Here is a 25570-nt window from a genome sequence, read left to right as displayed (position 1 = left end):
TATAATCCCGGCCAATGTCAGAACAACGCCCCGTCAAGCCCAAACCACCGGTTGCGCCGCGCCAGCGCGCCGGTGCCGGTCAGCCCGCTGCCCCCGTCCAATCCCGCCCGGTCTCCGGACCGGCCCGGCAGCAGGCCGGCCCCGCCCGGCCTGGCGGTGCGCGGCCGCCCGGCGCGCGACCGCCGCGTCCGGTCAACCCGCTGCCGCCGATCACCTTCCCCGAGGCCCTGCCGGTATCGGCTCGCCGCGACGAGATTGCCGCGGCGCTCCTGGCCAACCAGGTGGTGATTGTTTCCGGCGAGACCGGTTCGGGCAAGACCACGCAGCTGCCCAAGATCTGCCTGTCGATCGGGCGCGGCCCCGGCCGCGGTCCGGGTCAAATGAGCGGGGGGCTGATCGGCCACACCCAGCCGCGCCGCATCGCCGCCACCTCGACCGCCAAGCGCATCGCGCAGGAACTCGGCACGCCGCTGGGCGAGCACGTCGGCTACCAGGTGCGCTTCAACGACACCATGTCGTCGGGGGCGTCGGTCAAGCTGATGACCGACGGCATCCTGCTTGCCGAAACCCAGAACGACCCGCTGCTGCGCGCCTACGACACGCTGATCATCGATGAGGCGCACGAACGCAGCCTGAACATCGACTTCCTGATCGGCTACCTGCGCCAGATCCTGCCGAAGCGGCCGGACCTGAAGGTGATCATCACCTCGGCCACCATCGATGCGCAGCGCTTTGCCCGGCATTTCGCCTCGGGCGACAAGCCAGCGCCGGTGATCGAGGTCAGCGGCCGCTTGTACCCGGTGGAAGTGCGTTACCGTCCGATCACCGAGGACGTGCCTGCGGGCGCGCCGCGCAGCCCGCAGGCACGCGAGCGCGACCTGTACGACGGCATTGTCGAGGCGGTCGACGAGCTGTGCCGCGTCGGCCCGGGCGATGTGCTGGTCTTTTTACCCGGCGAGCGCGAGATCCGCGAGGCCGCCGAGGCGCTGCGCAAGCACCACCCGCCGCATACCGAGATCCTGCCGCTGTTCGCGCGGTTGTCGGTGCAGGAGCAAGAGCGGGTGTTCAAGCCGTCGAACGCGCGCCGCATCGTGCTGGCGACCAACGTCGCCGAAACCTCGCTGACCGTGCCGGGCATCCGCTACGTGGTCGATACCGGGCTGGCGCGTGTCAAGCGCTACTCGTACCGCAACAAGGTCGAGCAGCTGCAGGTCGAGGCGATCTCGCAGGCCGCCGCCAACCAGCGCGCCGGCCGCTGCGGCCGGGTGGCCAACGGGGTGTGCATCCGGCTGTACGAGGAGTCCGATTTCACCGGGCGGCCGCGCTTTACCGACCCCGAGATCCTGCGCTCGTCGCTGGCCGCGGTGATCCTGCGCATGAAGGCGCTGCGGCTGACCGATATCGAGGCGTTCCCGTTCATCGAGCCGCCGCTGGGCCGCGCCGTGGCCGACGGCTATCAGCTGCTGCAGGAGCTCGGCGCCGTCGATGACGCCAACCAGCTGACCGCCACTGGCCGCCAGCTGGCCAAGCTGCCGCTCGATCCACGCGTGGCGCGCATGATCTTGGCCGCGCGCGAGCACCAGTGCCTGCGCGAGGTGCTGATCATCGCCAGCGCGCTGTCGGTGCAGGACCCGCGCGACCGCCCGCAGGAGGCGCAGGAAGCCGCCGACCAGGCCCATCGCAAGTTCATGGACGAGAAGTCCGAGTTCCTGGGCTGGGTCAGGCTGTGGAAGTGGTTCGAGGACGCGGTCGCGCACAAGAAGTCCAACCGCCAGCTGCAGGACCAGTGCCGTGCGCACTTCCTGTCGCACCTGCGGCTGCGCGAGTGGCGCGACGTGCATTCCCAGCTGCTGACCACGGTGACCGAACAGGGCTGGCGACTGAACGACAGTGAACCGACTTACGAGCAGGTGCACAAGGCGCTGCTGACCGGCTTGCTTGGCAACGTCGGCTGCCGCATCGAGGACGGCGACGGCAAGGGCCGCGAATACCTCGGTGCGCGCGGCATCAAGTTTCATCTTTGGCCGGGCTCGCTGATCGCGCGCAAGGTTGGGCGCTGGATCGTCGCGGCCGAGCTGGTCGAGACCAGCCGGCTGTTCGCGCGCACGCTGGCGCGCATCGAGCCTGAATGGCTGGAGCAGGTGGGCCGACACCTGCTCAAGGTCAGCTGGAGCGATCCGCACTGGGAAAAGAAGGCGGGGCAGGTGCTGGCGCTGGAACGTGCCACGCTGTACGGGCTGGTGGTCTACCAGCACCGCCGCGTGCACTACGGCCCGATGAACCCGCGCGAGGCGCGCGAGCTGTTTATCCGCCGCGCGCTGGTCGAGGGCGAGTTCGATACGCGGCTGCCGTTCTACGCGCACAACCAGCGACTTGTGCGCGAGATCGAGAACCTCGAGCACAAGTCGCGGCGCCAGGATGTGCTGGTCGACGATGAGCTGATCTACGCGTTTTACGACCGCGCGATTCCGGCCGACGTCTGCCAGCAGACCACGTTCGAGCAGTGGTACCAGGCCGAGAGCGCGCAGGACCGCAAGCTGCTGTACCTGAACCGCGACGAACTGATGCGGCATGAGGCGGCGGGCATCACCACCGACCTGTTCCCGAAGACCATGACCGTGGCCGGCGTGGACATGGGGTTGAGCTACCACTTCGAACCCGGCAGCCATCGCGACGGCGTGACCCTGACCGTGCCGCTGTACGCGCTCAACCAGGTGCGCCCGGAGCGCGCGGACTGGCTGGTGCCCGGCATGATCAAGGAAAAGGTGCACCTGCTGCTCAAGTCGTTGCCGCAGAAGCTGCGCCGCCACTGCGTGCCGCTGCCCGAGTATGCCGCGGGCTTTGTCGCGCGCCAGCCGTTTGGCGAAGGCGAGCTGCTGGACGTGCTGATCGCCGATATCCGCGAGCAGACCGGCACCATGGTCAGGCGGGCGGACTTCAAGCTGGAAACGCTGCCCGCGCACCACGCCATGAACTTCAAGGTGATTGACGAGCACGGGCGCCAGCTCGACATGGGCCGCAACCTGGCCCAGCTGCGCGCCGAGCTGGGCGGCCAGGCGCAGCAGTCGTTCCAGCGGGTGGCCGCACAAGCCGCGGCACAGGCTGCAACCCAGGCCCCGGAACGGGCGCCGGCGCTGGCCGCGGCCGAGCCCGGCAAGTACGAGGGCCTGACCGCCTGGAGCTTTGGCGAACTGCCCGAGCTGCTCGAGATCCGCAAGGGCAGCCAGACCCTGTTTGGCTATCCGGCGCTGGTCGACCGCGGCACGCATTGCGACGTGGAGGTCTTCGACGACCCGCAGGAGGCCGCCCGCATCCACCACCTGGGGCTGCGCCGGCTGTTCGCGCTGCAATTGCGCGAGCAGGTCAAGTTCCTCGAGAAAAACATCCCGGGGCTGCAGCAGATGGCGATGCAGTACATGACGCTGGGCACGCAGGAGATGCTGCGCGAGCAGATCGTGATGCTGGCGCTGGAGCGCGCCTGCATGCAGGCGCCGCTGCCGCGCAACGAGGCCGAGTTCAATGCCCGCAAGGACGAAGGGCGCACCCGGCTATCGCTGCTGGCGCAGGAAATTGCCCGGCTGGCTGGCGCCATCCTTGCCGAATACGCCGGACTGCCGCGCAAGCTGTTGCAGGCCAAGCCTTTCGCCGCGGCCCATGCCGACATGGAGGCCCAGCTCGGCCGGCTGATGGGCAAGCGCTTTGTCGATGAAACCCCATACACGCAGCTGGTCCATTTCCCGCGCTACCTGAAGGGCATCGCCATGCGCGTGGACAAGCTCAAGGGCGATCCGGCCCGCGATACCCAGCGCCTGCAGGAGATGGCGCCGCTGGTCCAGCAGTGGCAGCGTGCCGAAAAGCAGCTGCGCACCCAGGGCCGCGGTGGCGAGGACGCGCGGCTGGAGGAATTCCGCTGGATGCTGGAAGAACTGCGCATCGCCTTGTTCGCGCAGGAGCTGCGCACGCCGGTGCCGATGTCGGTCAAGCGGCTGCAAAAGGTGTGGGAATCGATGCAGCGCTAAGGTTCGCGCGCGGCTACGGCAGCAAATGGTTGCGCAATGGTCGTACCGGCGCAACGATCTGCTAAATTCTTGTCCGCCGTCAGCGGAGACGTCAGCGGAATCCACCGCCAAAACGTTAGAATCGCCGATTCAGTTCTTCTTGTAGCGGGTCTTATGTTCGCATTGCGGCGGTTGGTGGCTGGTGGGATCACGGTGGGCGCGCTTGCGCTGGGCCTGATGGCGGCCCCGGCTTGGGCGGAAGTGGTGGTGATCCTCAATTCGGGTGATGCCACCGTCACGCTGATCGACAAGGACACGCAGAAGGTGCTGGAAACCTTCCCGATCGGCAAGGAGCCCCACCACCTGATCGCCACGCCGGACGACAAAGCGCTGATCGTTGCCAATGCGGTCGGCAACGACCTCGTGTTCCTGGATCCGGTTACCGGCAAGGTCCAGCAGCGCGTGCCCAATGTCGACGACCCTTATCAAATCGGCTTCTCGCCGGACCAGAAGTGGTTTGTCGCAACCGGCAACCGGCTCGACCGCGTCGACCTGTACCGCTGGGACGGCAAGGCCCTGAAGCTGGCCAAGCAGTTTGCGCTGGCCAAGACACCCAGCCATATTGCATTTACCGCCGACAGCCGCATTGCCTTTGTCACGCTGCAGGACTCCAACGAAGTTGCTGCCATCGACCTGGTCACGCAGAACGTGATGTGGCGCATGGAAACCGGCTCGGCGCCGGCAGGGATCTGGGTCACGCCGGACCAGAAATACCTGCTGGTCGGCATGACCGGCGCCGACTACGTGGCCGTGATCGACTGGCGCACCCGCACCGTGGTCAAGCAGATCCAGACCGGCAAGGGCGCGCATAACTTCCGCGCCGTCGGCGACCGGCGCCACCTGTTCCTCAGCAACCGCGTCACCGGCAGCATCAGCATCATCGACCAGCAGACGCTGAGCAAGGTCGGCGACATCACCGGTTTGCCGCCGGGCCCGGATGACATGGAACTGACTGCCGACGGCAAGACCCTGTGGGTTACCTTCCGCTGGGCGCGTTCGGTCGGGCTGGTCGATGTGGCCAGCCGCAAGCTGGTCAAGACCGTGCGGGTCGGGCGCTCGCCGCATGGCATCTATTTCCGCACGCGCGCACCGCTGTACTAAAACGGAAGTCAGGCAGGGCCAGGGACCATGGACCAGATCAAGGCATCGCGGCACGTACGGCTGGGCCGCTGGCTGGCCGTGCTGGCGCTTGCCTGCATCGTGCCGGGTGCGCCGCAGGCAGCCGACGCCGCCAGGCCGGGCGCCAAGGCATGCCAGGCCGGCACGCTTTACCTGACCTTCGACACCGGCAGCATGAGCCAGGCACAGCTGATCGCCGATACCCTGCGACGCCACCAGATCCGCGCCACCTTCTTCCTGGCCAACGAGCCGACGGTGCGGAAAGACAGTTCGCTCGACCCGTCGTGGGCCCCGTACTGGAAGTCGCTGGTGGCCGACGGCCACGTCTTCGGCACCCATACCTTCGATCATGTCTACCTGCGCAGCGTGCGCGCCGGGCAGGTCACCATGCGGCCGCAGTTCGGCGCGCAGGCGGGCCGGGACGTGGCCATGGACCAGGCCGGCTTCTGCAAGGAATTGCGGCGCAGCGCCGAGGCCTTGCGCGGCCTAACCGGTGCCGACATGATGCCGCTGTGGCGCGCCCCGGGCGGGCGCACCGCGCCGCAGACGCTGCAATGGGCCGAGCAGTGCGGCTTCCGGCATGTCGGCTGGGCGCCGGCAGGCTTCCTGGGCGATGAGCTGTCTTCGGAGCGCTATCCCAATGCCGTGCTGCTGCAACGCGCGCTCGCCAGCCTGCGCGATGGCGACATTGCCATGGCGCACCTCGGCATCTGGTCGCGCCAGGATCCGTGGGCGCCGGCGGTGCTCGAACCGCTGCTCGCGGGCCTGGAGCGCAAGGGCTTCTGCTTTGCGACGCTGCGCGAGCACCCGGCCTACCGCGACTGGATCGCGCGGCCCACCGGACCACAGGAGGGCGGACGCTGATGTGGGAGACGCTGAGCGCCTGGATCGGGCAGATCGAAGGCACGCTGTTCCAGGACATGGTGCTGCCGGTGGTCTATGACCTGGGCTTTGGTCGCTATGCCGAGGAAGCCTTCACCGGCACCGAATGGCTGCTGGTGGGACTGGTGCAGATCGCCGTGATGGCACTGATCCTGGGACCGCTGGAGAAGTGGCGCCCGGTCGAAGCCGTCGCCGACCGGGCCGCTGTCCGTACCGATATCCTCTACACGGTGATCCACCGCCTCGGGCTGTTCCGCCTGGCGATGTTCTTCCTGCTGGAACCGCTGACCGACGCCCTGGAAGGGCGCCTTCGGCTGATGGGCTGGCATCGCGTCAACGTGGAAGACTGGTGGCCGGGCGTGACCTCGGTGCCGCTGGTCAGCTTCTTTGTCTATCTGCTGCTGTTCGACCTGCTCGACTACTGGTACCACCGGCTGTCGCACTCGTTCCGCTGGTGGTGGCACCTGCATGCGGTGCACCACAGCCAGCGCCAGATGACGCTGTGGAGCGACAACCGCAACCACCTGCTCGACGACATGCTGCGCGACCTGGTGTTTGCGCTGGTGGCGCTGGGCGTGGGCGTGGAGCCGTCGCAGTATGTGCTGCTGGTGGCGCTGTCGCAGCTGCTGCAGAGCTTGCAGCATGCCAACCTGCGGCTGCACTTCGGCGCCATCGGCGAACGGCTGCTGATCTCGCCGCGCTTCCACCGCACCCACCACGCGGTGGGTATCGGCCATGAAGCCGAGGGCGCGCCGGCAAAGTTGGGCGGCTGCAACTACGGCGTGATCTTCCCCTGGTGGGACATGCTGTTCGGCACCGCGGTCTTCAGCGAGACCTACCACCCGACCGGCATTCGCGACCAGCTGCCGCCGCCGGCGGGCAAGGGCCAAGACTACGGCACGGGGTTCCTGGCCCAGCAGTGGTACGGCATCAAGCGGCTGCTGCGGCTGCGCTGAGCGGAAATCCGAGGCCTTCCTCCATCGCCGGCGGACGCAGGCGCGCCGCGCTGGCGGGTGGCGTATGCTAGTGTTCCGGGTTGCCGCCGGCCGGTGACCTCGCTGGCATCGCCGGCTCCCCGCGACTTTCCTGTTTTGCCCTTCGACTGCATGAACGATATCTTCCGCTCGTTTGGCCGCGCGCTGGTCAGCCAGCTGCATCCCCGCATGCTGATGCTGACCGTGCTGCCTTTCGTCCTGGCCACGCTGCTGTGGGGCGGGCTGCTCTGGTGGGGCTGGGATCCCATCATGGGCGCCACCCGCGGCTTCCTGGAAACCTCGATCCTGACCAGCTGGATCTACAGCGCGCTCGACTGGTTCGGGCTGCAATCGATGCGTACCATCGTGGCGCCGCTGTTCGTGGCGGCGCTGGCAATTCCGCTGGTGATTGCCTCGATGCTGATGTTTATCGGCGTGTTCTCGGTGCCGGCGGTGGTGCGCCACCTGGAGCGCAGCTATCCGGACCTGGCCAAGGCCCATGGTGGCAGCGTGCTGGGCAGTGTGTTCCATTCGCTCGGCAGCACCGTGGTGTTCCTGGCGCTGGTGCTGGTGACGCTGCCGCTGTGGCTGATTCCGCCGTTCTTTGCGCTGATTCCGCCGGTGCTGTGGGGCTGGCTGACCTACCGCGTGATGACCTATGACGCGCTTGCCGACCACGCCAGCGCCGAAGAGCGCAAGACCCTGGTGCGGCGCCACCGCACGCCGCTGCTGGTGATCGGCGTGGCCGTGGGGCTGCTGGGCTCGGCGCCGACGCTGCTGTGGGTGTCGTCGGCGGCGGTGATCTTCCTGTTTCCGTTCGTGCTGGCTGGCACGCTGTGGCTGTATGTGCTGATCTTTATTTTCTCGGCGCTGTGGTTCGGCCATTTCTGCCTGCGCGCGCTGGCGCAGCTGCGGGCCGAACGCGCCGCCGTGCCGGCCCAGCCGCCGGCCGCTCCGTCGTCGGGCGGCGACGTCATCGACCTGGCGCCGCACGACGTGCGCCGCATCGAAAATTCCTGAAGCGAGGGCACCATGGGTTTCGGCCTGATCGTCATTGGCGACGAGATTCTGTCCGGGCGGCGCGAAGACAAGCACCTGCGCCGCACCATCGAACTGCTGGGCGCGCGCGGCCTGGCGCTGGACTGGGCCGAGTACGTCGGCGATGACCGCGCGCGTATCACCGCCACGCTGCGGCGCACGCTGGCCGGCCCTGACGTAGTGTTCTGCACCGGCGGCATCGGCGCGACGCCGGATGACCACACGCGCCAGTGCGCGGCCGCGGCGCTGGGCGTGCCGCTGGTGCTGCACCCAGAGGCGCGCGAACTGATCGCGCTGCGCATCGCCGAGACCGCCGGCGGCGACCCGGTCAAGGGTGACCTGACCCTGCCGGAGAACCAGCACCGCTTCAAGATGGGCGAATTCCCGGCGGGCGCGCGCATCATCCCGAACAGCTACAACCGCATCCCCGGTTTCTCGGTCCGCCACCATCATTTCATGCCGGGCTTCCCGGTGATGGCGTGGCCGATGATGGAGTGGGTGCTCGACCACGACTATGCGCACCTGTTCCACCAGGTGCAGCAACAGGAGCGGGCCTTCTACGTGTTCGAGGCGCCCGAGTCGACGCTGACCCCGCTGATGGAGAAGGTCGAGGCGGCGCATCCGGGCATCCGCGTATTCAGCCTGCCGTCGGTCGGCGACGTGCAGCGCGGCGACCGCTTCGCGCGCCGCCATATCGACCTGGGCGTCAAAGGCCCGGCCGAGCTGCTGGCGCCCGCTTATGCGATGCTGCTCGAAGGGGTGCAGGCGATGGGGTTCGAGACCGTGGAGCAGCCGCCGCGCCAGGCGGCTTAGGCGTTCCGGCAGGCCAAAAGAGAAGGGGCAGCCTTGGCCGCCCCTTTGCGTTCAGGACCGTGCGCAATCAGGCGCCATGCCACGGCAGGCCGCGCACGCACCAGCCCTCGACAGTCTTGCGATGGTGGTGATCGTCGCGGTTGCCTTCAAAGCCTTCGAGCACGTCCATGGCAAAGTGGTAGCCGGCTTCGGTGGCCACCCGTGCCGCGTGCTTGGAGCGCGCCGCGCTGCGGCACAGGAACAGCACCGGCACGTCGGACGGCACGCGCGCCCGCAACTCTTCGATAAAGCGCGCGTTCTGCGCGCCGCCTGGATAGGACATCCATTCGACATGGGCGAACTGCGCGTCGGGCACGTCGACGCCGCCAACCCAGTCCAGTTCGGCCTGCGTGCGCACGTCCACCAGCACGGCGGAAGGGTCGTTCTGCAGCAGGGCATAGGCTTCCTGCGGCGACAGCGCGCCGAAATACGGCAACTGGTTTTGTTCCTGGCGCAGGCGGGCGGCCTGGAGGAGATCGTCTCGGGTGGTCATCGGCGTGACAAATTGAATGGGTGGAATTCGTGGCACGGGGGCCGCAACCCGTTATTCTATAGCGCCGCGGTTGCGGGGCGGTGGATGCGCAGGCCGGGAGCGCCCGGCGAGCGCCGCCAGGGGCGAATAACGACCGATTTTGGTGCGAATGCACTGATGCGGTGCGTTGACTTGATGTTTGCACCATGATGGTGTTTCCTGAGGCAAGCTACCCGAGTGGGGCGTGTCGCGGGAGCGCCACATATCCGGCCCGCAATCTGTCAGGCGATTTTACTGCCGACCAGGACGGTGCGCGATTCGCCGACGTTGCACAATTTTCGGGCCCGCGTCGTGGTGGGGCGTTCAGTTGGCATGCTTTCTGCTAACATCCGACGTCCTTTCGCGGCGAGGCCAGACAGGCGCGGCAACATGCAGCGGCGCCGCTGGCGACAGTCCCGAGAATTGGCTTTCACAGACATTTGCCGAATACCCAGGAGATTGGCATGGCCCACAGCGTTGCAGACGTGATGAAGCTGGTGAAGGAAAACGACGTCAAGTTCGTCGATTTCCGCTTCACCGATACCAAAGGCAAGGAGCAACACGTGTCCGTGCCCGTGTCGCACTTCGATGAAGACAAGTTCGAGAGCGGCCACGCTTTCGACGGCTCGTCGATCGCCGGCTGGAAGGGTATCGAAGCTTCCGACATGCTGCTGATGCCGGATTCGAACACGGCTCACATCGACCCGTTCTACGAAGAGCCGACGCTGGTGCTGTCGTGCGACGTGATCGAGCCGTCGGACGGCAAGGGCTATGACCGCGATCCGCGTTCCATCGCCAAGCGCGCCGAAGCCTACCTGAAGAGCACCGGCCTGGGCGACACCGCCTTCTTCGGTCCGGAACCCGAGTTCTTCATCTTCGACGGCGTGACCTGGAACGTCGACATGCAAGGCTGCTTCGTCAAGATCCATTCCGAAGAAGCCCCGTGGTCGTCGGCCAAGGAATTCGAGCACGGCAACAGCGGCCACCGTCCGGGCAAGAAGGGCGGCTACTTCCCGGTCGCCCCGATCGACACCTTCCAGGACATGCGTTCGGAAATGTGCCTGATCCTTGAATCGCTGGGCATTCCGGTCGAAGTCCACCACCACGAAGTGGCGGGCCAGGGCCAGAACGAAATCGGCACCCGCTTCAGCACGCTGGTGCAGCGCGCCGACTGGACCCAGCTGCAGAAGTACGTGATCCAGAACGTGGCCCACACCTACGGCAAGACCGCCACCTTCATGCCGAAGCCTATCGTCGGCGACAACGGCTCGGGCATGCACGTGCACCAGTCGGTCTGGAAGGACGGCCAGAACCTGTTCGCTGGCAACGGCTACGCTGGCCTGTCGGAATTCGCGCTGTACTACATCGGCGGCATCATCAAGCACGCCCGCGCGCTGAACGCCATCACCAACCCGGGCACGAACTCGTACAAGCGCCTGGTGCCGGGCTTCGAGGCTCCGGTCAAGCTGGCTTACTCGGCCCGCAACCGTTCGGCTTCGATCCGTATCCCGTATGTGGCCAACCCGAAGGGCCGCCGCATCGAGACCCGCTTCCCGGATCCGCTGATGAACCCGTACCTGGGCTTCTCGGCGCTGCTGATGGCCGGCCTGGATGGCGTGATGAACAAGATCCACCCGGGCGAAGCCGCCGACAAGAACCTGTACGACCTGCCGCCGGAAGAGGATGCCAAGATCCCGACCGTGTGCTCGAGCCTGGACCAGGCGCTCGAGTATCTGGACAACGACCGCGAGTTCCTGACCCGTGGCGGCGTGTTCTCCAATTCGATGATCGATGCCTACATCGAACTGAAGATGGAAGAAGTCACGCGTTTCCGCATGACCACGCACCCGGTCGAGTTCGAGATGTACTACTCGCTGTAAGCGGCCCGTGCCCGGCCATGACGCAGGTTGTGACCGGGCAACAATTGCACCACAAGGGGGCGGCTTCGGCTGTCCCTTTTTGCTTTGCTCGCTAGAATGGGGAATCCGATCGTGTCTCGATTCCACCCTGTTCTGACCTGACGCCCCGCCCATGGATGCCTCTTCCCGCACGGCTCGCCGGACCCAAGCCATGCCACGTTCCGTGCACCAAAGCCGACACCGATTCCCCGTTCTGGTGAGCGCCGCGGCGCTGACGCTGGGCGCGTGGGCCGGGCCGTCCCTGGCGCAGTCATCGGATGTCTATGTCTGCACCGGGCCCAATGGCGTGCCGGAGTATCGCAACGGCAACGGCGGCAAGGGCTGCAAGAAGCTGAACCTGCCCGAGGTGGTGACGGTGCCGGGCGGGCGCATTGCCGCACCGGCCAGGAGTGCCGGCAGCAGCGCTGCCACCACCGGCAGCACCAGTTTCCCGCGCGTGGACAGCGCCACCCAGAGAAGCCGCGACAGCGAGCGCCGCACCGTGCTGGCGCAGGAACTGCAGGCCGAGGAGGCCAAGCTGCAGGGGCTGCGCGCTGAATACAACAACGGCCAACCGGAGCGCCAGGGCAACGAGCGCAACTACCAGAAATACCTCGACCGCACCGCGGCGCTGCGCGACGACATTGCCCGCAGCGAAGCCAACGCGGCGTCGTTGCGGCGCGAGCTGGGCAACCTGAAGGACTAGTCTTATGCGTCGCCTGATTCGCGGAGTGTCACGCAAGGCCGGCAGTGCCGAGGGCGCGCGGATCGAGCCGCCCGCGGAACCGGCACTGCCCGAGCCGGGCGCGCGCGTGCTGAGCCTCGGCGCCACGGCGTTCCATGCCGGCCTGGACGTGGTCGCCAACCCGGTGCTGCTGGTGCGCCAGCCGGGGTTGCGCGTGGTCTACGCCAATCCGGCCGCCGAGGCGACTTTCGGCGTGTCGCGCAAGGGCATGGTCGAGCTGACGCTGCCCGACCTGTTCGGCAAATCCGATGAGCTGCACAACATGCTCGATACGGTGGTCTCGCGGCAGTTCGATGTGCGCCGGCAGGACCTGATTTTGCATCCGCCGCTGCAGGATCCTATCCATGTGCACGTGGTAATCGCCGCGCTCGAGGCCGTCAGCGACACCGTGATGGTCGAGATCCTGCCCAACGAACAGAAGGTGCGCAGCGACCGCGAAGAACGCATCCTGGACCTGACCTCGGCCAACAAGGAGCTGATCCGCAACCTGGCTCACGAGATCAAGAATCCGCTGGGCGGCATCCGCGGGGCGGCGCAGTTGCTGGAGTTCGAGCTGCCCGAGCGCTCGCTGCGCGAATACACGCAAGTCATCATCAAGGAATCGGACCGGCTGCAGACGCTGGTGGACCGGCTGCTCGAGCCGCACCGGCATCCGCATATCGTGTCGAGCCTGAATATCCACGAGGTGCTCGAGCGCGTGCGTTCAGTGGTGCTGGCCGAGTTTCCCAACGGGCTGGAGATCGTGCGCGACTACGACGCCAGCCTGCCCGAACTGCAGGGCGACAAGGAGCAGCTGATCCAGGCCGTGCTCAACATCGTCCACAACGCCGCGCACGCGCTTGCCGACCGCATCGCGCGCGGCGATGCGCAGATCGTGCTGCGCACGCGCATCGCACGGCAGGTCACCATTGCGAAGCGCTTGTTCAAGCTGGCATTGGACTTGCATGTGATCGACAACGGCCCGGGGATTCCCGAGGACATCCGCGAACGCATCTTCTATCCGCTGGTATCGGGCAGGGATGGCGGCAGCGGACTGGGTCTCACACTCGCGCAAACCTTCGTGCAGCAGCACGAGGGCTTGATCGAATGCGAGAGCAGGCCGGGCTGTACCGACTTCCGTATCCTGCTGCCGCTGCACTAGCCTTTGCCGGCGTCCGCAAGCGCGTGCACCGACGTGGCCAGGGCATGCGGAAGACCCACTGACACCGAGCAGACAAGCGACGCACATGAAGCCGATCTGGATAGTCGACGACGATCAATCAATCCGCTGGGTCCTGGAAAAGGCCCTGGCCCGCGAGAGCCTGCTGTCGCGCAGCTTCACCAATGTGCGGGACGCCCTGGCCGCGCTGGAAGATGACCAGCCGCAGGTGCTGATATCGGATATCCGCATGCCCGGCGGTTCCGGCCTGGACCTGCTGCAGGCCATCAAGACCCGGCACCCGGGGTTGCCGGTCATCGTGATGACGGCGTATTCCGACCTGGACAGCGCGGTAGCGGCATTCCAGGGCGGCGCCTTCGAATACCTGGCCAAGCCGTTCGATGTCGACAAGGCGGTCGAGCTGATCCGGCGCGCGCTGGAAGAAAGCCTGCGCGAGGAAGAAATGGACGACCGCCTGGTCGACGCGCCCGAGATTCTCGGCCAGGCGCCGGCGATGCAGGACGTGTTCCGCGCCATTGGCCGGCTGTCGCAATCCAACGTGACGGTGATGATCACTGGCGAATCCGGTACCGGCAAGGAACTGGTCGCGCGCGCACTGCACAAGCACAGCCCGCGCGCCAACGGCCCGTTTATCGCACTCAACACTGCGGCGATTCCCAAGGACCTGCTGGAGTCCGAACTGTTCGGCCATGAGCGCGGCGCCTTTACCGGCGCGCAGACCATGCGGCGCGGGCGCTTCGAGCAGGCCGAGGGCGGCACGCTGTTTCTCGACGAAATCGGCGACATGCCGTTCGACCTGCAGACGCGGCTGCTGCGCGTGCTGTCCGACGGCAACTTCTATCGCGTCGGTGGCCACAACCCGTTGCGCGCCAATGTGCGCGTGATCGCCGCCACGCACCAGAACCTGGAACTGCGCGTCAAGGAAGGGCTGTTCCGCGAGGACTTGTTCCACCGCCTGAACGTGATCCGGCTGCGGCTGCCGCCGCTGCGCGAGCGGCCGGAGGACATCACGCTGCTGGCGCGCCATTTCCTGCAGAAGAGTGCCAAGGAACTCGGCGTCGAGCCCAAGCGCATGTCGGACGAGGCGCTGGCCTATGTCAGCACGCTGCCGTTCCCGGGCAACGTGCGCCAGCTGGAAAACCTGTGCAACTGGCTGACCGTGATGGCGCCGGCGCAGACCATCGAGGTCAAGGACCTGCCGCGCGAGATGCTGGAAGCCGGCACCAGCGCGCCAGTCAACCCACCGCGGCCGGAGCGCGCGCCGGATCTGCGCGCGCCCGAGTATGAAGGCACCCAGGATCTGGCCGACTATGGCGGGTTTGCGGTGCCGGTGGCCGAGGCAGACACGGCCACGGTGGTCCGGGCCGCTCCGGCCACATCGGTGGCGCCGGTGCCGGCCCAGATGTCTGCCGGATGGGAAAGCCTGCTCGCCAGCGAGGCGCGCGCCATGCTTGAATCCGGCCAGCCCGAAGTGATGGACCTGCTGACGCGCCGGTTTGAAAAGGCGGTGCTGGAAGCCGCGCTGGGCGTCACGCGCGGCCGCCGCGTCGAAGCCGCGACCCGGCTCGGGATCGGGCGCAATACCATCACGCGCAAGCTGCAGGAGTTGGGCTTCGACTGAGCTGCCACAGGGGCAGGGTGCGCAAGGCAAAGAAAAACCGGCCGGGACATCCCCGGCCGGTTTTTCTTTTGCGATGCGGATTCAGCCGCGTGCCTCGACCAGCCGCTGCGCCATTTCGGCAAAGCCTTCGCCGCCGGCGGCCGTGGTGATGTAGGCGGGCGGCACCGGCAACTGCGGCAGGATATCGCGCACATTGGCCACGCCCACCGACAGCGGGAAATGCGCAAACATCGAGGCATCGTTGGCCGAGTCCCCGATAAACAGCCATTGGTCGCGCCGCGCATCCAGGTCCTCGCCCAGCAGTTCGGCCACGCACAGCTTGCTCATCGACAGCTTGTCGTGCCGGCCGAACCAGCCGTTGACGTGGATCGAGCTGACGGTGGCAGTCATGCCGGCCTCGCGCATCAGGGCCGCGATACGCGCCACCGCATCTTCGGGCAGCGGGGCGACGTCTTCGGCATGGTCGATGGCCAGGTCGGCGGCATGCCAGGCCTGGTCGGACGCCAGCGCGCAGCCGGGCACCTCGCGTACGATGCGCTGGCCCAGTGCGTGGATGCGCTCCAGGTTGCGCGCGCGCGTTGCGGCATCGTCAAGGAAACGGGTCTGGAGCCGGCCGTGGTGCAGGTGCGAGTAGAACGCACCGTTTTCGCCGATGATGGCATCGACCGGCCACAGGCGCGTCAGGATCTCGGCCCAGGCAATGCAGCGCCCGGTGACCGGAATCACATGCAGGCCAGCCCGGCGCAGGCCGTCGAGCGCCAGGTAGGTCGAGGCCGGCAGCCGCCCGTCGGTGGTCAGGGTGCCGTCGATGTCGGTGAGCACGCCGCGCACGCCGCGCAGCGCCGTATTAGAGAGCTTGTTCAGGGATTGCATGGCGGGCCATTGTAACCGTGGATCTGCGCGCAAATTCGTTTATTGCACTGCAAAAAGACCGGACCTGCCCATACTGGTAAATCTGCTGATTTGCTAGCGCAGGTGCGACAGGCGTAACATGCCGCTGTCATAAAAGAATCACATGCTGTCGGATTTTCAACTGACTGCTATAGACAGACCAAGGAGAGCCACAGATGTCCTTATCCCGTACCGTGCTCAAAATCGCCGTGCTGGCCGCCCTGACCGGGGCCGGCAGCGCGCATGCCGCCGTTGAGATCCAGTGGTGGCACGCCATGCAGGGCGCGCTGAACGACAAGGTGAACGAGATCGCCAACAAGTTCAACGCCAGCCAGTCCGAATACAAGGTAGTGCCGGTCAACAAGGGCAATTACGACGAGACCATGGCGGCGGGCATCGCCGCCTTCCGCGCCGGCGGCGCGCCGGCGATCCTGCAGGTGTTCGAGGTCGGCACCGCCACCATGATGAGCGCCAAGGGCGCGATCAAGCCGGTGTCGACGGTGATGAAGGACGCCGGCGAAAAGTTCGACCAGAAGGCCTATATCCCTGCGGTGGCCGGCTACTACACCTCGTCCAAGGGCGAGATGCTGTCGTTCCCGTTCAACAGCTCGACCACGGTGTTCTACTACAACAAGGACGCCTTCAAGAAGGCGGGCCTGGATCCGGAAAAGCCGCCCAAGACCTGGCCCGAGGTGATGCAGTACTCGGCCAAGCTCAAGGCCTCGGGCACCAACTGCGCCTATACCACCGACTGGCAGGGGTGGGTCCACCTGGAAAGCTTCTCGGCCTGGCACAACACGCTGTTCGCCACCAAGAACAACGGCTTCGGCGGCACGGACACGCGCCTGGTCTTCAACAGCCCGCTGCACGTCAAGCACATCACCAACCTGCAGGACATGGTGAAGAAGGGCTACTTCAGCTATGGCGGGCGCAAGGCTGAATCGCAAGCCAAGTTCTATAACGGCGAGTGCGCCATGTTCACCGGCTCGTCGGCGTCGCTGGCCAATATCCGCAAGAACGCCAAGTTTGCGTTCGCGGTGGCGCAGCTGCCGTACTACCCCGAGGTGCAGGGCGCCCCGCAGAACACCATCATTGGCGGCGCGTCGCTGTGGGTGATGGGCGGCAAGAAGCCTGACGAGTACAAGGGCGTGGCCAAGTTCTTCAATTTCCTGTCGCGGCCAGAAATCCAGTCCGACTGGCACCAGGCCACCGGCTACCTGCCGGTGACCATGGCCGCCTACGAGATGACGAAGAAGTCGGGCTACTACGACAAGAACCCCGGCGCCGACGTCTCGGTGCAGCAGATGGTGGTCAAGACCACCGACAAGTCGCGCGGCGTGCGCCTGGGCAACATGGTGCAGATCCGCACCGTGGTGGACGAGGAACTGGAAGCCGTCTGGGCCGGCAAGAAGGAACCCAAGGCCGCGCTGGACTCGGCCGTGGCCCGCGGCAACGACCTGCTGGAGCGCTTCCAGAAGACTGCGCGCGAGTAAGGCGCCAGGCCTTGCCAGCAGGCTGACGTGACCAGCGGGCGGCGGCGAAACCCCCGCCCGCTTGCTTTGTGGCCGGTGCCGACCGGCGCCGCCCGCCACTTCGTAGCTAGTCCGATGCCGCCATCCGCGGCATCCGCCGGAATCCGTTCATGGAAAAACGCGTCGTTTTCCGTTCGCCGTGGCTGCCGTATCTGCTGGTGCTGCCGCAGATCGCGATCACGCTGATCTTCTTCTTCCTGCCCGCCGGGCAGGCGCTGTACCAGTCGATGCTGCAGCAGGATGCCTTCGGCATCAACCTGGACTTCGTTGGCCTGGACAACTTCCGCATGCTGTGGAGCGACCCGCTTTATGTCGAGTCGTTCCAGACTACCGCGATCTTCGCCGTGGGCGTGACGGTGGTGGGCCTGAGCACCGCGCTGCTGCTGGCGTATTTTGCCGACCGCATCATCCGCGGCGCTGTCGGCTACAAGACCCTGCTGATCTGGCCGTATGCGGTGGCGCCGGCGGTGGCGGGCGTGCTGTGGATGTTCATGTTCAACCCGACCCTGGGCGTGGTGTCGTTTGCGCTGCGCAAGCTTGGCGTCGAATGGAATTTCCTGCTCAACGGCAACCAGGCCCTGCTGCTGGTGGTGCTGGCCGCGGCCTGGAAGCAGATCAGCTACAACTTCCTGTTTTTCCTGGCCGGGCTGCAGAGCATCCCGCGCTCGCTGATCGAGGCCGCTGCCATCGATGGCGCGGGGCCGTGGCGCCGCTTCTGGTCAATCGTGTTCCCGCTGCTGTCGCCGACCACTTTCTTCCTGATGGTGATCAACGTGGTCTACGCGTTCTTCGACACCTTTGCCATCATCGACGCGGTCACGCACGGCGGGCCCTTCAATTCGACCAACACGCTGGTCTACAAGGTCTTCCATGACGGCTTCCGCGGCATGGACATCGGCGGCTCGGCCGCGCAGTCGGTGGTGCTGATGGTGATTGTGATCGCGCTGACCGTGGTGCAGTTCCGTTATGTGGAACGCAAGGTCCAGTACTGACAGAGGCAACCATGGTAGAACGTCGTCCCTTTCTGGATTTCCTGAGCCACGCGGTGCTGATCCTGGGCATCGTGATCGTGGTGTTCCCGGTGTACCTGACCTTTGTCGCGTCGACGCTGACCGCCGAAGAGGTGCTCGATGCGCCGATGACGCTGATCCCCGGCAGCCACCTGATCGAGAACTATCGCACGGTGCTGTTCCAGGGCGTGGGCGAGGCCGCGTCGCCGGTGTCGACCATGATGAAGAACAGCCTGATCATGGCGCTCGGCATTGCGCTGGGCAAGATCGCGATCTCGATCATCTCGGCCTTTGCCATCGTCTATTTCAAGTTTCCGCTGCGCAAGACCTTCTTCTGGCTGATCTTCATCACGCTGATGCTGCCGGTAGAGGTGCGGATCCTGCCCACCTACAAGGTGGTGTCGGACCTGGGCCTGCTGGACAGCTATTTCGGCCTGACCATCCCCATCATCGCGTCGGCCACCGCCACCTTCCTGTTCCGCCAGTTCTTCCTGACGATTCCCGACGAGCTGGCCGAAGCCGCGCGCATCGACGGCGCCGGGCCGCTGCGCTTCTTCTGGGACGTGGTGCTGCCGCTGTCGCGCACCAGCATCGCGGCACTGTTCGTGATCCAGTTCATCTACGGTTGGAACCAGTACCTGTGGCCATTGCTGATCACCACGCAGAAGTCGATGACGCCGGTGGTGGTGGGGGTCACGCAAATGATCTCGCGCTCGGGCGATGCCGCCACCGACTGGAACCTGGTGATGGCCACGGTGATGCTGGCGATGATCCCGCCCGCGGTGGTGGTGGTGCTGATGCAGAAGTGGTTCGTCAAGGGCCTGGTCGAAACGGAAAAATAAGGCGTGGCGCGCCACGCGCGCGCGCGGGACAAAAGCAATGGCAAAACTGTCACTACGCAACGTTCAGAAAACCTACGCCGGCGGCACCCAGGTCGTGCATGGCATCGACATGGAGATCGCCGACGGCGAGTTCATCGTCATCGTCGGGCCCTCGGGCTGCGGCAAGTCCACGCTGCTGCGCATGGTCGCGGGGCTGGAAACCATCACCGGCGGCGAGATCCATATCGGCGACAAGGTGGTCAACCAGCTGGAGCCGGCCGAGCGCGACATCGCCATGGTGTTCCAGAACTACGCGCTCTACCCGCACATGAGCGTGTACGACAACATGGCCTACGGCCTGAAAATCCGCGGCATGGCCAAGGCCGAGATCGCACAGCGCGTGAACCACGCCGCCGGCATCCTTGAGCTGGCGCCGCTGCTTGACCGCAAGCCGCGCCAGCTCTCGGGCGGGCAGCGCCAGCGCGTGGCCATGGGGCGCGCCATCGTGCGCGAGCCGGCGGTATTCCTGTTCGACGAGCCGCTGTCCAACCTCGACGCCAAGCTGCGCGTGCAGATGCGGCTGGAACTGAAGGAGCTGCACCGGCGCCTGGGCACCACCAGCCTGTACGTGACCCACGACCAGGTCGAGGCGATGACGCTGGCTGACCGCATGATGGTGCTCAATGCCGGGCGGGTGGAGCAGATCGGTACGCCGCTGGAAGTTTACGCGCGGCCGGCCAGCACCTTTGTGGCGGGCTTTATCGGCTCGCCGCCGATGAACCTGATCCCGGTGGCGCGCAACGCCGGCGGCGACAGCGGCGCGCAGATGCGCGTGGTGGCGAAGGAAGGCGAAGCCGCCAACGCTACCCTGGGGCACCTGCCGATGGGGCTGCACCTGCCGGAACAGGCGCTGCTGGGGCTGCGGCCGGAACATATCGAGCCGTGCGCCGCGCATGAGGCGATCGCCGAAGTCGATGTGCGCGTGGTCGAGGCACTGGGCGCGGACTCCTTCGCCTACGGTTCGCTCGGCGGACAGGCCGTGGTGGTGCGGCTGGACAGCCATGCGCGCGTGCACGCCGGCGACCGCCTGCCGGTGACCTCGTCGGCCGAGCACCTGCATTTCTTCGCGCCGGATACCGGCAAGCGCATCGAGGCCTGACATGACCACCGCAACCGAAAGCGCGTGGCGCTATCCCAGCCACATCGCGCACCGCGGCGCCGGCAAGCTGGCGCCGGAGAACACACTGGCCGCGTTCCGCCACGGCGCCGGCTTTGGCTACCGCATGTTCGAGTTCGATGTGAAGCTGTCGGCCGACGGCAAGCCGGTGCTGATGCACGACGCCACGCTGGACCGCACCACCAGCGGCCAGGGCAGGGTGGATGCACTGACGCTGGGCGAACTGGCGCTGCTCGATGCCGGCAGCTGGTGCGGCCCGGCCTTTGCTGGCGAGCCCGTGCCGACGCTGGCGGCGATCGCGCGCTACACCCGGGCTAACGGCTTCCTGGTCAATATCGAGATCAAGCCCGTGCCCGGTACGGAGGCGCGCACCGGGGCCGCAGTGGCCATCGATGCGCAGTCGTTGTGGGCCGGCGCCGAGGTGCCGCCGCTGCTGTCGTCGTTTTCAGAGGAAGCGCTCGCCGCCGCGGCGCGCGTCGCGCCCGATCTGCCGCGCGCGCTGCTGCTCGACAAGCTGCCTGCGAACTGGCTGGAACGGCTGCGCCAACTGGGCTGCGTCGCGCTGGATGCAAACCATCGCGAACTCGATGCCAGCGTCATCGCCGCTGCGCATGCGGCCGGCTTGCGCGTGCTGGCCTACACCGTCAACGACCCGGCGCGGGCAGCGCAGTTGCTGGCCTGGGGCCTGGACGGGCTGATCACCGACGCCGTCGACCAGATTGCACCCTGATCGAGATTGTTGTGCGAATGTTGCGAATTCGCTGAATGCCGATCGAATTGTCGATTCGATGTGTTTCGCATTCCGAAAAGTCCACATTGATCCAAGGCAATCCGTGCTATCCTTACCGCCGTGAAGACTTAAGGTCCTTCCCCGCACAACTTGCCCTTTCGGGCCTTGTGAGGCGGCCATCACACGCGGCACCCTGGCGGTGCCGTTTGCGTAGGTGCCTTCGTTGGGCTCCCAAGAGTTGTTTGCGATCCGCTAACCGGTCAAGCCGTGTCGCGGAAGGTTGAATAACCCGCTGAACTCCGGCAGACCCGGAGAAAAGTGAGCGTCCCATGATGCAGCAGTATCAGAGCAATTCGTACCTCTTCGGCGGTAACGCCCCCTATGTCGAAGAACTGTACGAAGCCTACCTCCAGAACCCCGCCTCGGTTCCCGATAATTGGCGTGCGTACTTCGACGCCATGCAGAACGTTCCCGCCGTCGACGGCTCGAACGGCCGGGATATCCCCCACGCTCCCATCGTTGCCTCGTTCGCCGAGCGCGCCAAGCAAGGCCCCATCCGTACCATCGTTGCCTCGGCCGATTCCGACATGGGCCGCAAGCGCGTCGCTGCCACCCAGCTGATCGCCGCCTACCGCAACATCGGTTCGCACTGGGCTGACCTGGACCCGCTCAAGCGCCAGGAGCGTCCGCCCCTGCCGGATCTGGACCCGGCCTTCTACGGTTTTTCCGAAGCCGATCTCGATATCGTCTTCAACGCCAGCAATACCTATTTCGGCAAGGAGTCGATGAGCCTGCGCGAGCTGCTCAACAACCTGCGCGAAACCTATTGCGGCACCATCGGCTTCGAATTCATGTACGTGAGCGACCAGGCGCAGAAGCGCTGGTGGCAGGAGCGCCTGGAAACCACGCGTTCCAAGCCGGTGTTCACGCTGGAAAAGAAGAAGCACATCCTTGACCGCCTGACCGCGGCGGAAGGCCTGGAGCGCTTCCTGCATACCAAGTATGTCGGCCAGAAGCGCTTCTCGCTGGAAGGCGGCGAGAGCTTCATCGCCGCCATGGATGAACTGATCCAGCACGCCGGCAGCAAGGGCGTGCAGGAAATCGTGATCGGCATGGCCCACCGCGGCCGCCTGAACGTGCTGGTCAACACGCTGGGCAAGATGCCCGCCGACCTGTTCGCCGAATTCGAAGGCAAGCACGTCGACGACCTGCCGGCCGGTGACGTCAAGTACCACAAGGGCTTCTCGAGCGATGTCTCGACCGAAGGCGGCCCGGTCCACCTGTCGCTGGCGTTCAACCCGTCGCACCTGGAAATCGTCAACCCGGTGGTGGAAGGCTCGGCCAAGGCCCGCCAGGAACGCCGCGGCGAAGTCGGCCACAAGGAAGTGCTGCCGGTGCAGGTGCACGGCGACGCCGCCTTTGCCGGCCAGGGCGTGGTGATGGAGACGCTGAACCTCGCGCAGACCCGCGGCTACGGCACGGGCGGCTCGATGCACATCGTCATCAACAACCAGATCGGCTTCACCACCTCGGACCCGCGCGACGCCCGTTCGACGCTGTACTGCACGGACGTGGTCAAGATGATCGAGGCCCCGGTGCTGCACGTGAACGGCGACGATCCCGAAGCCGTGGTGTACGCCATGCAGCTGGCGGTGGACTTCCGCATGGAGTTCAAGAAGGATGTCGTGGTCGACATCATCTGCTTCCGCAAGCTGGGCCACAACGAGCAGGACACCCCGGCGGTCACGCAGCCGCTGATGTACAAGAAGATCGCCCAGCACCCCGGCACGCGCAAGCTGTACGCCGACAAGCTGGCCGCGCAGAAGCTGGTCCCGCCCGAATTCGGCGACGAGAAAGTCAAGGAATACCGCGCCGCGATGGACGCCGGCAAGCACACCGCCGACCCGGTGCTGTCGAACTTCAAGAACAAGTTCGCCGTGGACTGGATGCCGTTCCTGAACCGCAAGTGGACCGACGCCGCCGACACCGCCGTGCCGGTGACCGAGCTCAAGCGCCTGGCTGAACGCATCACCACCACGCCCGAGACGCTCAAGCTGCACCCGCTGGTGGAGAAGGTCATCAAGGACCGCGCCAACATGGGCCGTGGCGACCAGCCGCTGGACTGGGGCATGGGTGAGCACCTGGCCTTCGCCTCGCTGGTGTCGTCGGGCTATCCGGTGCGCATCACCGGCCAGGACGCCGGCCGTGGCACCTTCACCCACCGCCACGCCGTGCTGCATGACCAGGCACGCGAGCGCTGGGATGCCGGCAGCTACGTGCCGCTGCAGAACGTGTCGGAAAACCAGGCACCGTTCACGGTGATCGACTCGGTGCTGTCCGAAGAGGCCGTGCTCGGCTTCGAATACGGCTACTCGGCCGCCGAACCGAACGCGCTGGTGATCTGGGAAGCCCAGTTCGGCGACTTCGTCAACGGCGCCCAGGTGGTGATCGACCAGTTCATCTCGTCGGGTGAAGTGAAGTGGGGCCGTGCCTCGGGCCTGACCCTGATGCTGCCGCACGGCTACGAAGGCCAGGGCCCGGAGCACAGCTCGGCCCGTATCGAGCGCTTCCTGCAACTCTGCGCGGATCACAACATGCAGGTCTGCCAGCCGACCACGCCGGCCCAGATCTTCCACCTGCTGCGCCGCCAGATGATCCGCCTGTTCCGCAAGCCGCTGGTGATCATGACGCCGAAGTCGCTGCTGCGTAACAAGGATGCCGTGTCGCCGCTGTCGGACCTGGCCAAGGGGCACTTCGAGACGGTCATCCCCGACCACGAAGAACTCAACGCCAGCAAGGTCAAGCGCGTCATCATGTGCTCGGGCAAGGTCTACTACGACCTGGTCAACACGCGCAAGGAACGCGAGGCCAACGACACCGCCATCATCCGCCTGGAACAGCTGTACCCGTTCCCGCACAAGGCGCTGGCTGCGGAACTGAAGAAGTACCCGAACGCCAACGAAATCCTGTGGTGCCAGGACGAGCCGCAGAACCAGGGCGCCTGGTTCTTCGTGCAGCACTACATCATGGAAAACATGACGGATGGACAGAAGCTCGGTTATGCCGGTCGTCCCGCTTCGGCTTCGCCGGCGGTGGGCTACTACGCAAAGCACAACGAGCAACAGAAGGCGCTGCTGGACGCGGCCTTCGCCAAGCTCAAGGGCTTTGTTCTGACCAAGTAATCAGTCGGCAGCCACGGCGGCGCGCGCAGGCGAGCGCCGTGGCATCGCCAGCATCAAAGACAACACGCATAACACGAGGAATTCACCACCATGGCTATCGTTGACGTCAAGGTTCCGCAACTCTCCGAATCGGTCGCCGAAGCGACCATGCTCAACTGGAAAAAGAAACCGGGCGAAGCCGTTGCCCAGGACGAGATCCTGATCGAAATCGAAACCGACAAGGTCGTGCTGGAAGTGCCGGCGCCGTCGGCTGGTGTGCTGTCGCAGATCGTCAAGAACGACGGCGACACCGTCGTGGCCGATGAAATCATCGCCAAGATCGACACCGAAGCCACCGCTGGCGCCGCCGCCCCGGCCGCCGCTGCCCCGGCTCCCGCTGCCGCCGCGCCGGCCCCGGCCGCTGCTGCCGCTCCGGCTGCCAACGGCGCCGTGGCGATGCCGTCGGCTGCCAAGCTGATGGCCGAAGCCGGCCTGTCGGCTGGCCAGGTTGCCGGCACCGGCAAGGACGGCCGCATCACCAAGGGCGACGTGCTGGGTGCAGCCGCCGCGCCGGCTCCCGCCGCCAAGGCTGCGGCCCCGGCAGCCAAGCCCGCGCTGCAGCAGGTTTCGGCCCCGGTCGATTTCGCCGCCCTGGGCGATCGTCCGGAAGAGCGCGTGCCGATGAGCCGCCTGCGTGCCCGTATCGCCGAGCGCCTGCTGCAATCGCAATCGACCAACGCCATCCTCACTACCTTCAATGAAGTCAATATGAAGCCGGTGATGGACCTGCGCAACAAGTACAAGGACCGCTTCGAGAAGGAACACGGCGTGAAGCTGGGCTTCATGTCGTTCTTCGTCAAGGCCGCGGTGCACGCGCTGAAGAAGTTCCCGCTGATCAACGCCTCGATCGACGGCAACGACATCGTCTACCACGGCTACTTCGACATCGGCATCGCGGTGGGTTCGCCGCGCGGCCTGGTGGTGCCGATCCTGCGCAACGCCGACCAGATGAGCCTGGCCGACATCGAGAAGAAGATTGCCGAGTTCGGCGTCAAGGCCCGTGACGGCAAGCTGTCGCTGGAAGAACTGACCGGCGGTACGTTCTCGATCTCCAACGGCGGCGTGTTCGGCTCGATGCTGTCGACGCCGATCATCAACCCGCCGCAATCGGCCATCCTGGGCGTGCACGCTACCAAGGACCGCCCGGTGGTGGAAGACGGCCAGATCGTGATCCGCCCGATGAATTACCTGGCGATGTCCTACGACCACCGCATCATCGACGGCCGCGAAGCCGTGCTGGGCCTGGTCGCGATGAAGGACGCCCTGGAAGATCCGGCGCGCCTGCTGCTGGACCTGTAATAAGCGGTCCCCCCGCGCACGCGCTGCTGTGC

The 25570-nt window shown here is 66.0% G+C and carries 19 protein-coding genes; 17 read left to right on the top strand and 2 right to left on the bottom strand.

Features of this window, described 5'->3' with window-relative positions; all coding sequences use genetic code 11:
* Window positions 1–14 precede the first annotated feature (14 nt).
* The 6 genes from hrpA to E5S69_RS23130 all read left to right on the top strand — a co-directional run bounded on the left by hrpA (window position 15) and on the right by E5S69_RS23130 (window position 8884).
* Complete coding sequence (gene hrpA, locus E5S69_RS23155; protein ID WP_171516935.1) at window positions 15–4019, top strand: ATP-dependent RNA helicase HrpA; 4005 nt, start codon at window positions 15–17, stop codon at window positions 4017–4019.
* 153 nt (window positions 4020–4172) lie between these two features.
* Window positions 4173–5159 carry a beta-propeller fold lactonase family protein gene (locus E5S69_RS23150; RefSeq protein WP_171516934.1) on the top strand — a complete coding sequence of 329 codons (987 nt, stop codon included), beginning with the start codon at window positions 4173–4175 and terminating at the stop codon, window positions 5157–5159.
* A gap of 27 nt (window positions 5160–5186) precedes the next feature.
* The gene (locus E5S69_RS23145) at window positions 5187–6041 is read left to right on the top strand and encodes a polysaccharide deacetylase family protein (protein ID WP_171516933.1); all 855 of its coding nucleotides are present in this window, start codon (window positions 5187–5189) and stop codon (window positions 6039–6041) included.
* Window positions 6041–7015, top strand: a complete 975-nt coding sequence (locus E5S69_RS23140) for a sterol desaturase family protein (RefSeq protein WP_171516932.1) — start codon at window positions 6041–6043, stop codon at window positions 7013–7015. Before E5S69_RS23145 ends, E5S69_RS23140 begins: the two co-directional genes overlap by 1 nt.
* Before the next feature lie 150 nt (window positions 7016–7165).
* Window positions 7166–8053, top strand: a complete 888-nt coding sequence (locus E5S69_RS23135; protein WP_171516931.1) for an EI24 domain-containing protein — start codon at window positions 7166–7168, stop codon at window positions 8051–8053.
* A gap of 12 nt (window positions 8054–8065) precedes the next feature.
* Window positions 8066–8884: a competence/damage-inducible protein A gene (locus E5S69_RS23130; RefSeq protein ID WP_171516930.1), complete on the top strand. Its 819-nt coding sequence runs from the start codon at window positions 8066–8068 to the stop codon at window positions 8882–8884.
* Between the two features lie 67 nt (window positions 8885–8951).
* Here the strand turns inward: E5S69_RS23130 and E5S69_RS23125 are convergent, their stop codons facing one another.
* A complete protein-coding gene (locus E5S69_RS23125; RefSeq protein WP_171516929.1) occupies window positions 8952–9416 on the bottom strand; it encodes a rhodanese-like domain-containing protein in 465 nt (154 codons plus the stop codon).
* 482 nt (window positions 9417–9898) lie between these two features.
* Between E5S69_RS23125 and E5S69_RS23120 the strand changes: the two genes are divergently transcribed.
* The 4 genes from E5S69_RS23120 to ntrC all read left to right on the top strand — a co-directional run bounded on the left by E5S69_RS23120 (window position 9899) and on the right by ntrC (window position 14857).
* The gene (locus E5S69_RS23120) at window positions 9899–11314 is read left to right on the top strand and encodes a 3-hydroxylaminophenol mutase (RefSeq protein ID WP_115709963.1); all 1416 of its coding nucleotides are present in this window, start codon (window positions 9899–9901) and stop codon (window positions 11312–11314) included.
* A gap of 151 nt (window positions 11315–11465) precedes the next feature.
* Window positions 11466–12038 (top strand): DUF4124 domain-containing protein, encoded by a 573-nt coding sequence (locus E5S69_RS23115; RefSeq protein ID WP_171516928.1) that lies wholly within the window; start codon window positions 11466–11468, stop codon window positions 12036–12038.
* A gap of 4 nt (window positions 12039–12042) precedes the next feature.
* The gene (gene glnL / locus E5S69_RS23110; RefSeq protein ID WP_171516927.1) at window positions 12043–13218 is read left to right on the top strand and encodes a nitrogen regulation protein NR(II); all 1176 of its coding nucleotides are present in this window, start codon (window positions 12043–12045) and stop codon (window positions 13216–13218) included.
* A gap of 85 nt (window positions 13219–13303) precedes the next feature.
* Window positions 13304–14857: a nitrogen regulation protein NR(I) gene (gene ntrC / locus E5S69_RS23105; RefSeq protein ID WP_171516926.1), complete on the top strand. Its 1554-nt coding sequence runs from the start codon at window positions 13304–13306 to the stop codon at window positions 14855–14857.
* 81 nt (window positions 14858–14938) lie between these two features.
* On the opposite strand, the gene E5S69_RS23100 is transcribed toward ntrC, so the two are convergent.
* Window positions 14939–15730, bottom strand: a complete 792-nt coding sequence (locus E5S69_RS23100; RefSeq protein WP_171516925.1) for an HAD-IIB family hydrolase — start codon at window positions 15728–15730, stop codon at window positions 14939–14941.
* A gap of 194 nt (window positions 15731–15924) precedes the next feature.
* Here E5S69_RS23100 and ugpB point away from each other — a divergent pair, with 194 nt between their 5' ends.
* The 7 genes from ugpB (at window position 15925) to odhB (ending at window position 25538) form a co-directional block, all read left to right on the top strand.
* Window positions 15925–17241 (top strand): sn-glycerol-3-phosphate ABC transporter substrate-binding protein UgpB, encoded by a 1317-nt coding sequence (ugpB, locus tag E5S69_RS23095; RefSeq protein WP_171516924.1) that lies wholly within the window; start codon window positions 15925–15927, stop codon window positions 17239–17241.
* 149 nt (window positions 17242–17390) lie between these two features.
* Window positions 17391–18272: a sn-glycerol-3-phosphate ABC transporter permease UgpA gene (gene ugpA, locus E5S69_RS23090; protein ID WP_171516923.1), complete on the top strand. Its 882-nt coding sequence runs from the start codon at window positions 17391–17393 to the stop codon at window positions 18270–18272.
* 11 nt (window positions 18273–18283) lie between these two features.
* Window positions 18284–19132, top strand: a complete 849-nt coding sequence (ugpE, locus tag E5S69_RS23085; protein ID WP_171516922.1) for a sn-glycerol-3-phosphate ABC transporter permease UgpE — start codon at window positions 18284–18286, stop codon at window positions 19130–19132.
* Between the two features lie 37 nt (window positions 19133–19169).
* Window positions 19170–20270 (top strand): sn-glycerol-3-phosphate import ATP-binding protein UgpC, encoded by a 1101-nt coding sequence (locus tag E5S69_RS23080; protein WP_171516921.1) that lies wholly within the window; start codon window positions 19170–19172, stop codon window positions 20268–20270.
* Window position 20271: 1 nt separating this feature from the next.
* Window positions 20272–21018 (top strand): glycerophosphodiester phosphodiesterase, encoded by a 747-nt coding sequence (ugpQ, locus tag E5S69_RS23075; RefSeq protein ID WP_171516920.1) that lies wholly within the window; start codon window positions 20272–20274, stop codon window positions 21016–21018.
* A 329-nt stretch (window positions 21019–21347) separates the two neighbouring features.
* A complete protein-coding gene (locus E5S69_RS23070; RefSeq protein ID WP_171516919.1) occupies window positions 21348–24200 on the top strand; it encodes a 2-oxoglutarate dehydrogenase E1 component in 2853 nt (950 codons plus the stop codon).
* Between the two features lie 90 nt (window positions 24201–24290).
* Window positions 24291–25538, top strand: coding sequence for a 2-oxoglutarate dehydrogenase complex dihydrolipoyllysine-residue succinyltransferase (gene odhB, locus E5S69_RS23065; RefSeq protein ID WP_171516918.1), 1248 nt, complete (start codon window positions 24291–24293; stop codon window positions 25536–25538).
* The last annotated feature ends 32 nt before the right edge of the window (window positions 25539–25570 follow it).

This window comes from Cupriavidus necator, assembly GCF_013141915.1.
Taxonomy (GTDB): domain Bacteria; phylum Pseudomonadota; class Gammaproteobacteria; order Burkholderiales; family Burkholderiaceae; genus Cupriavidus; species Cupriavidus necator_B.
Note: the sequence above shows the minus strand (reverse complement) of the source record. Positions and strands in the feature narration are given on the sequence as shown.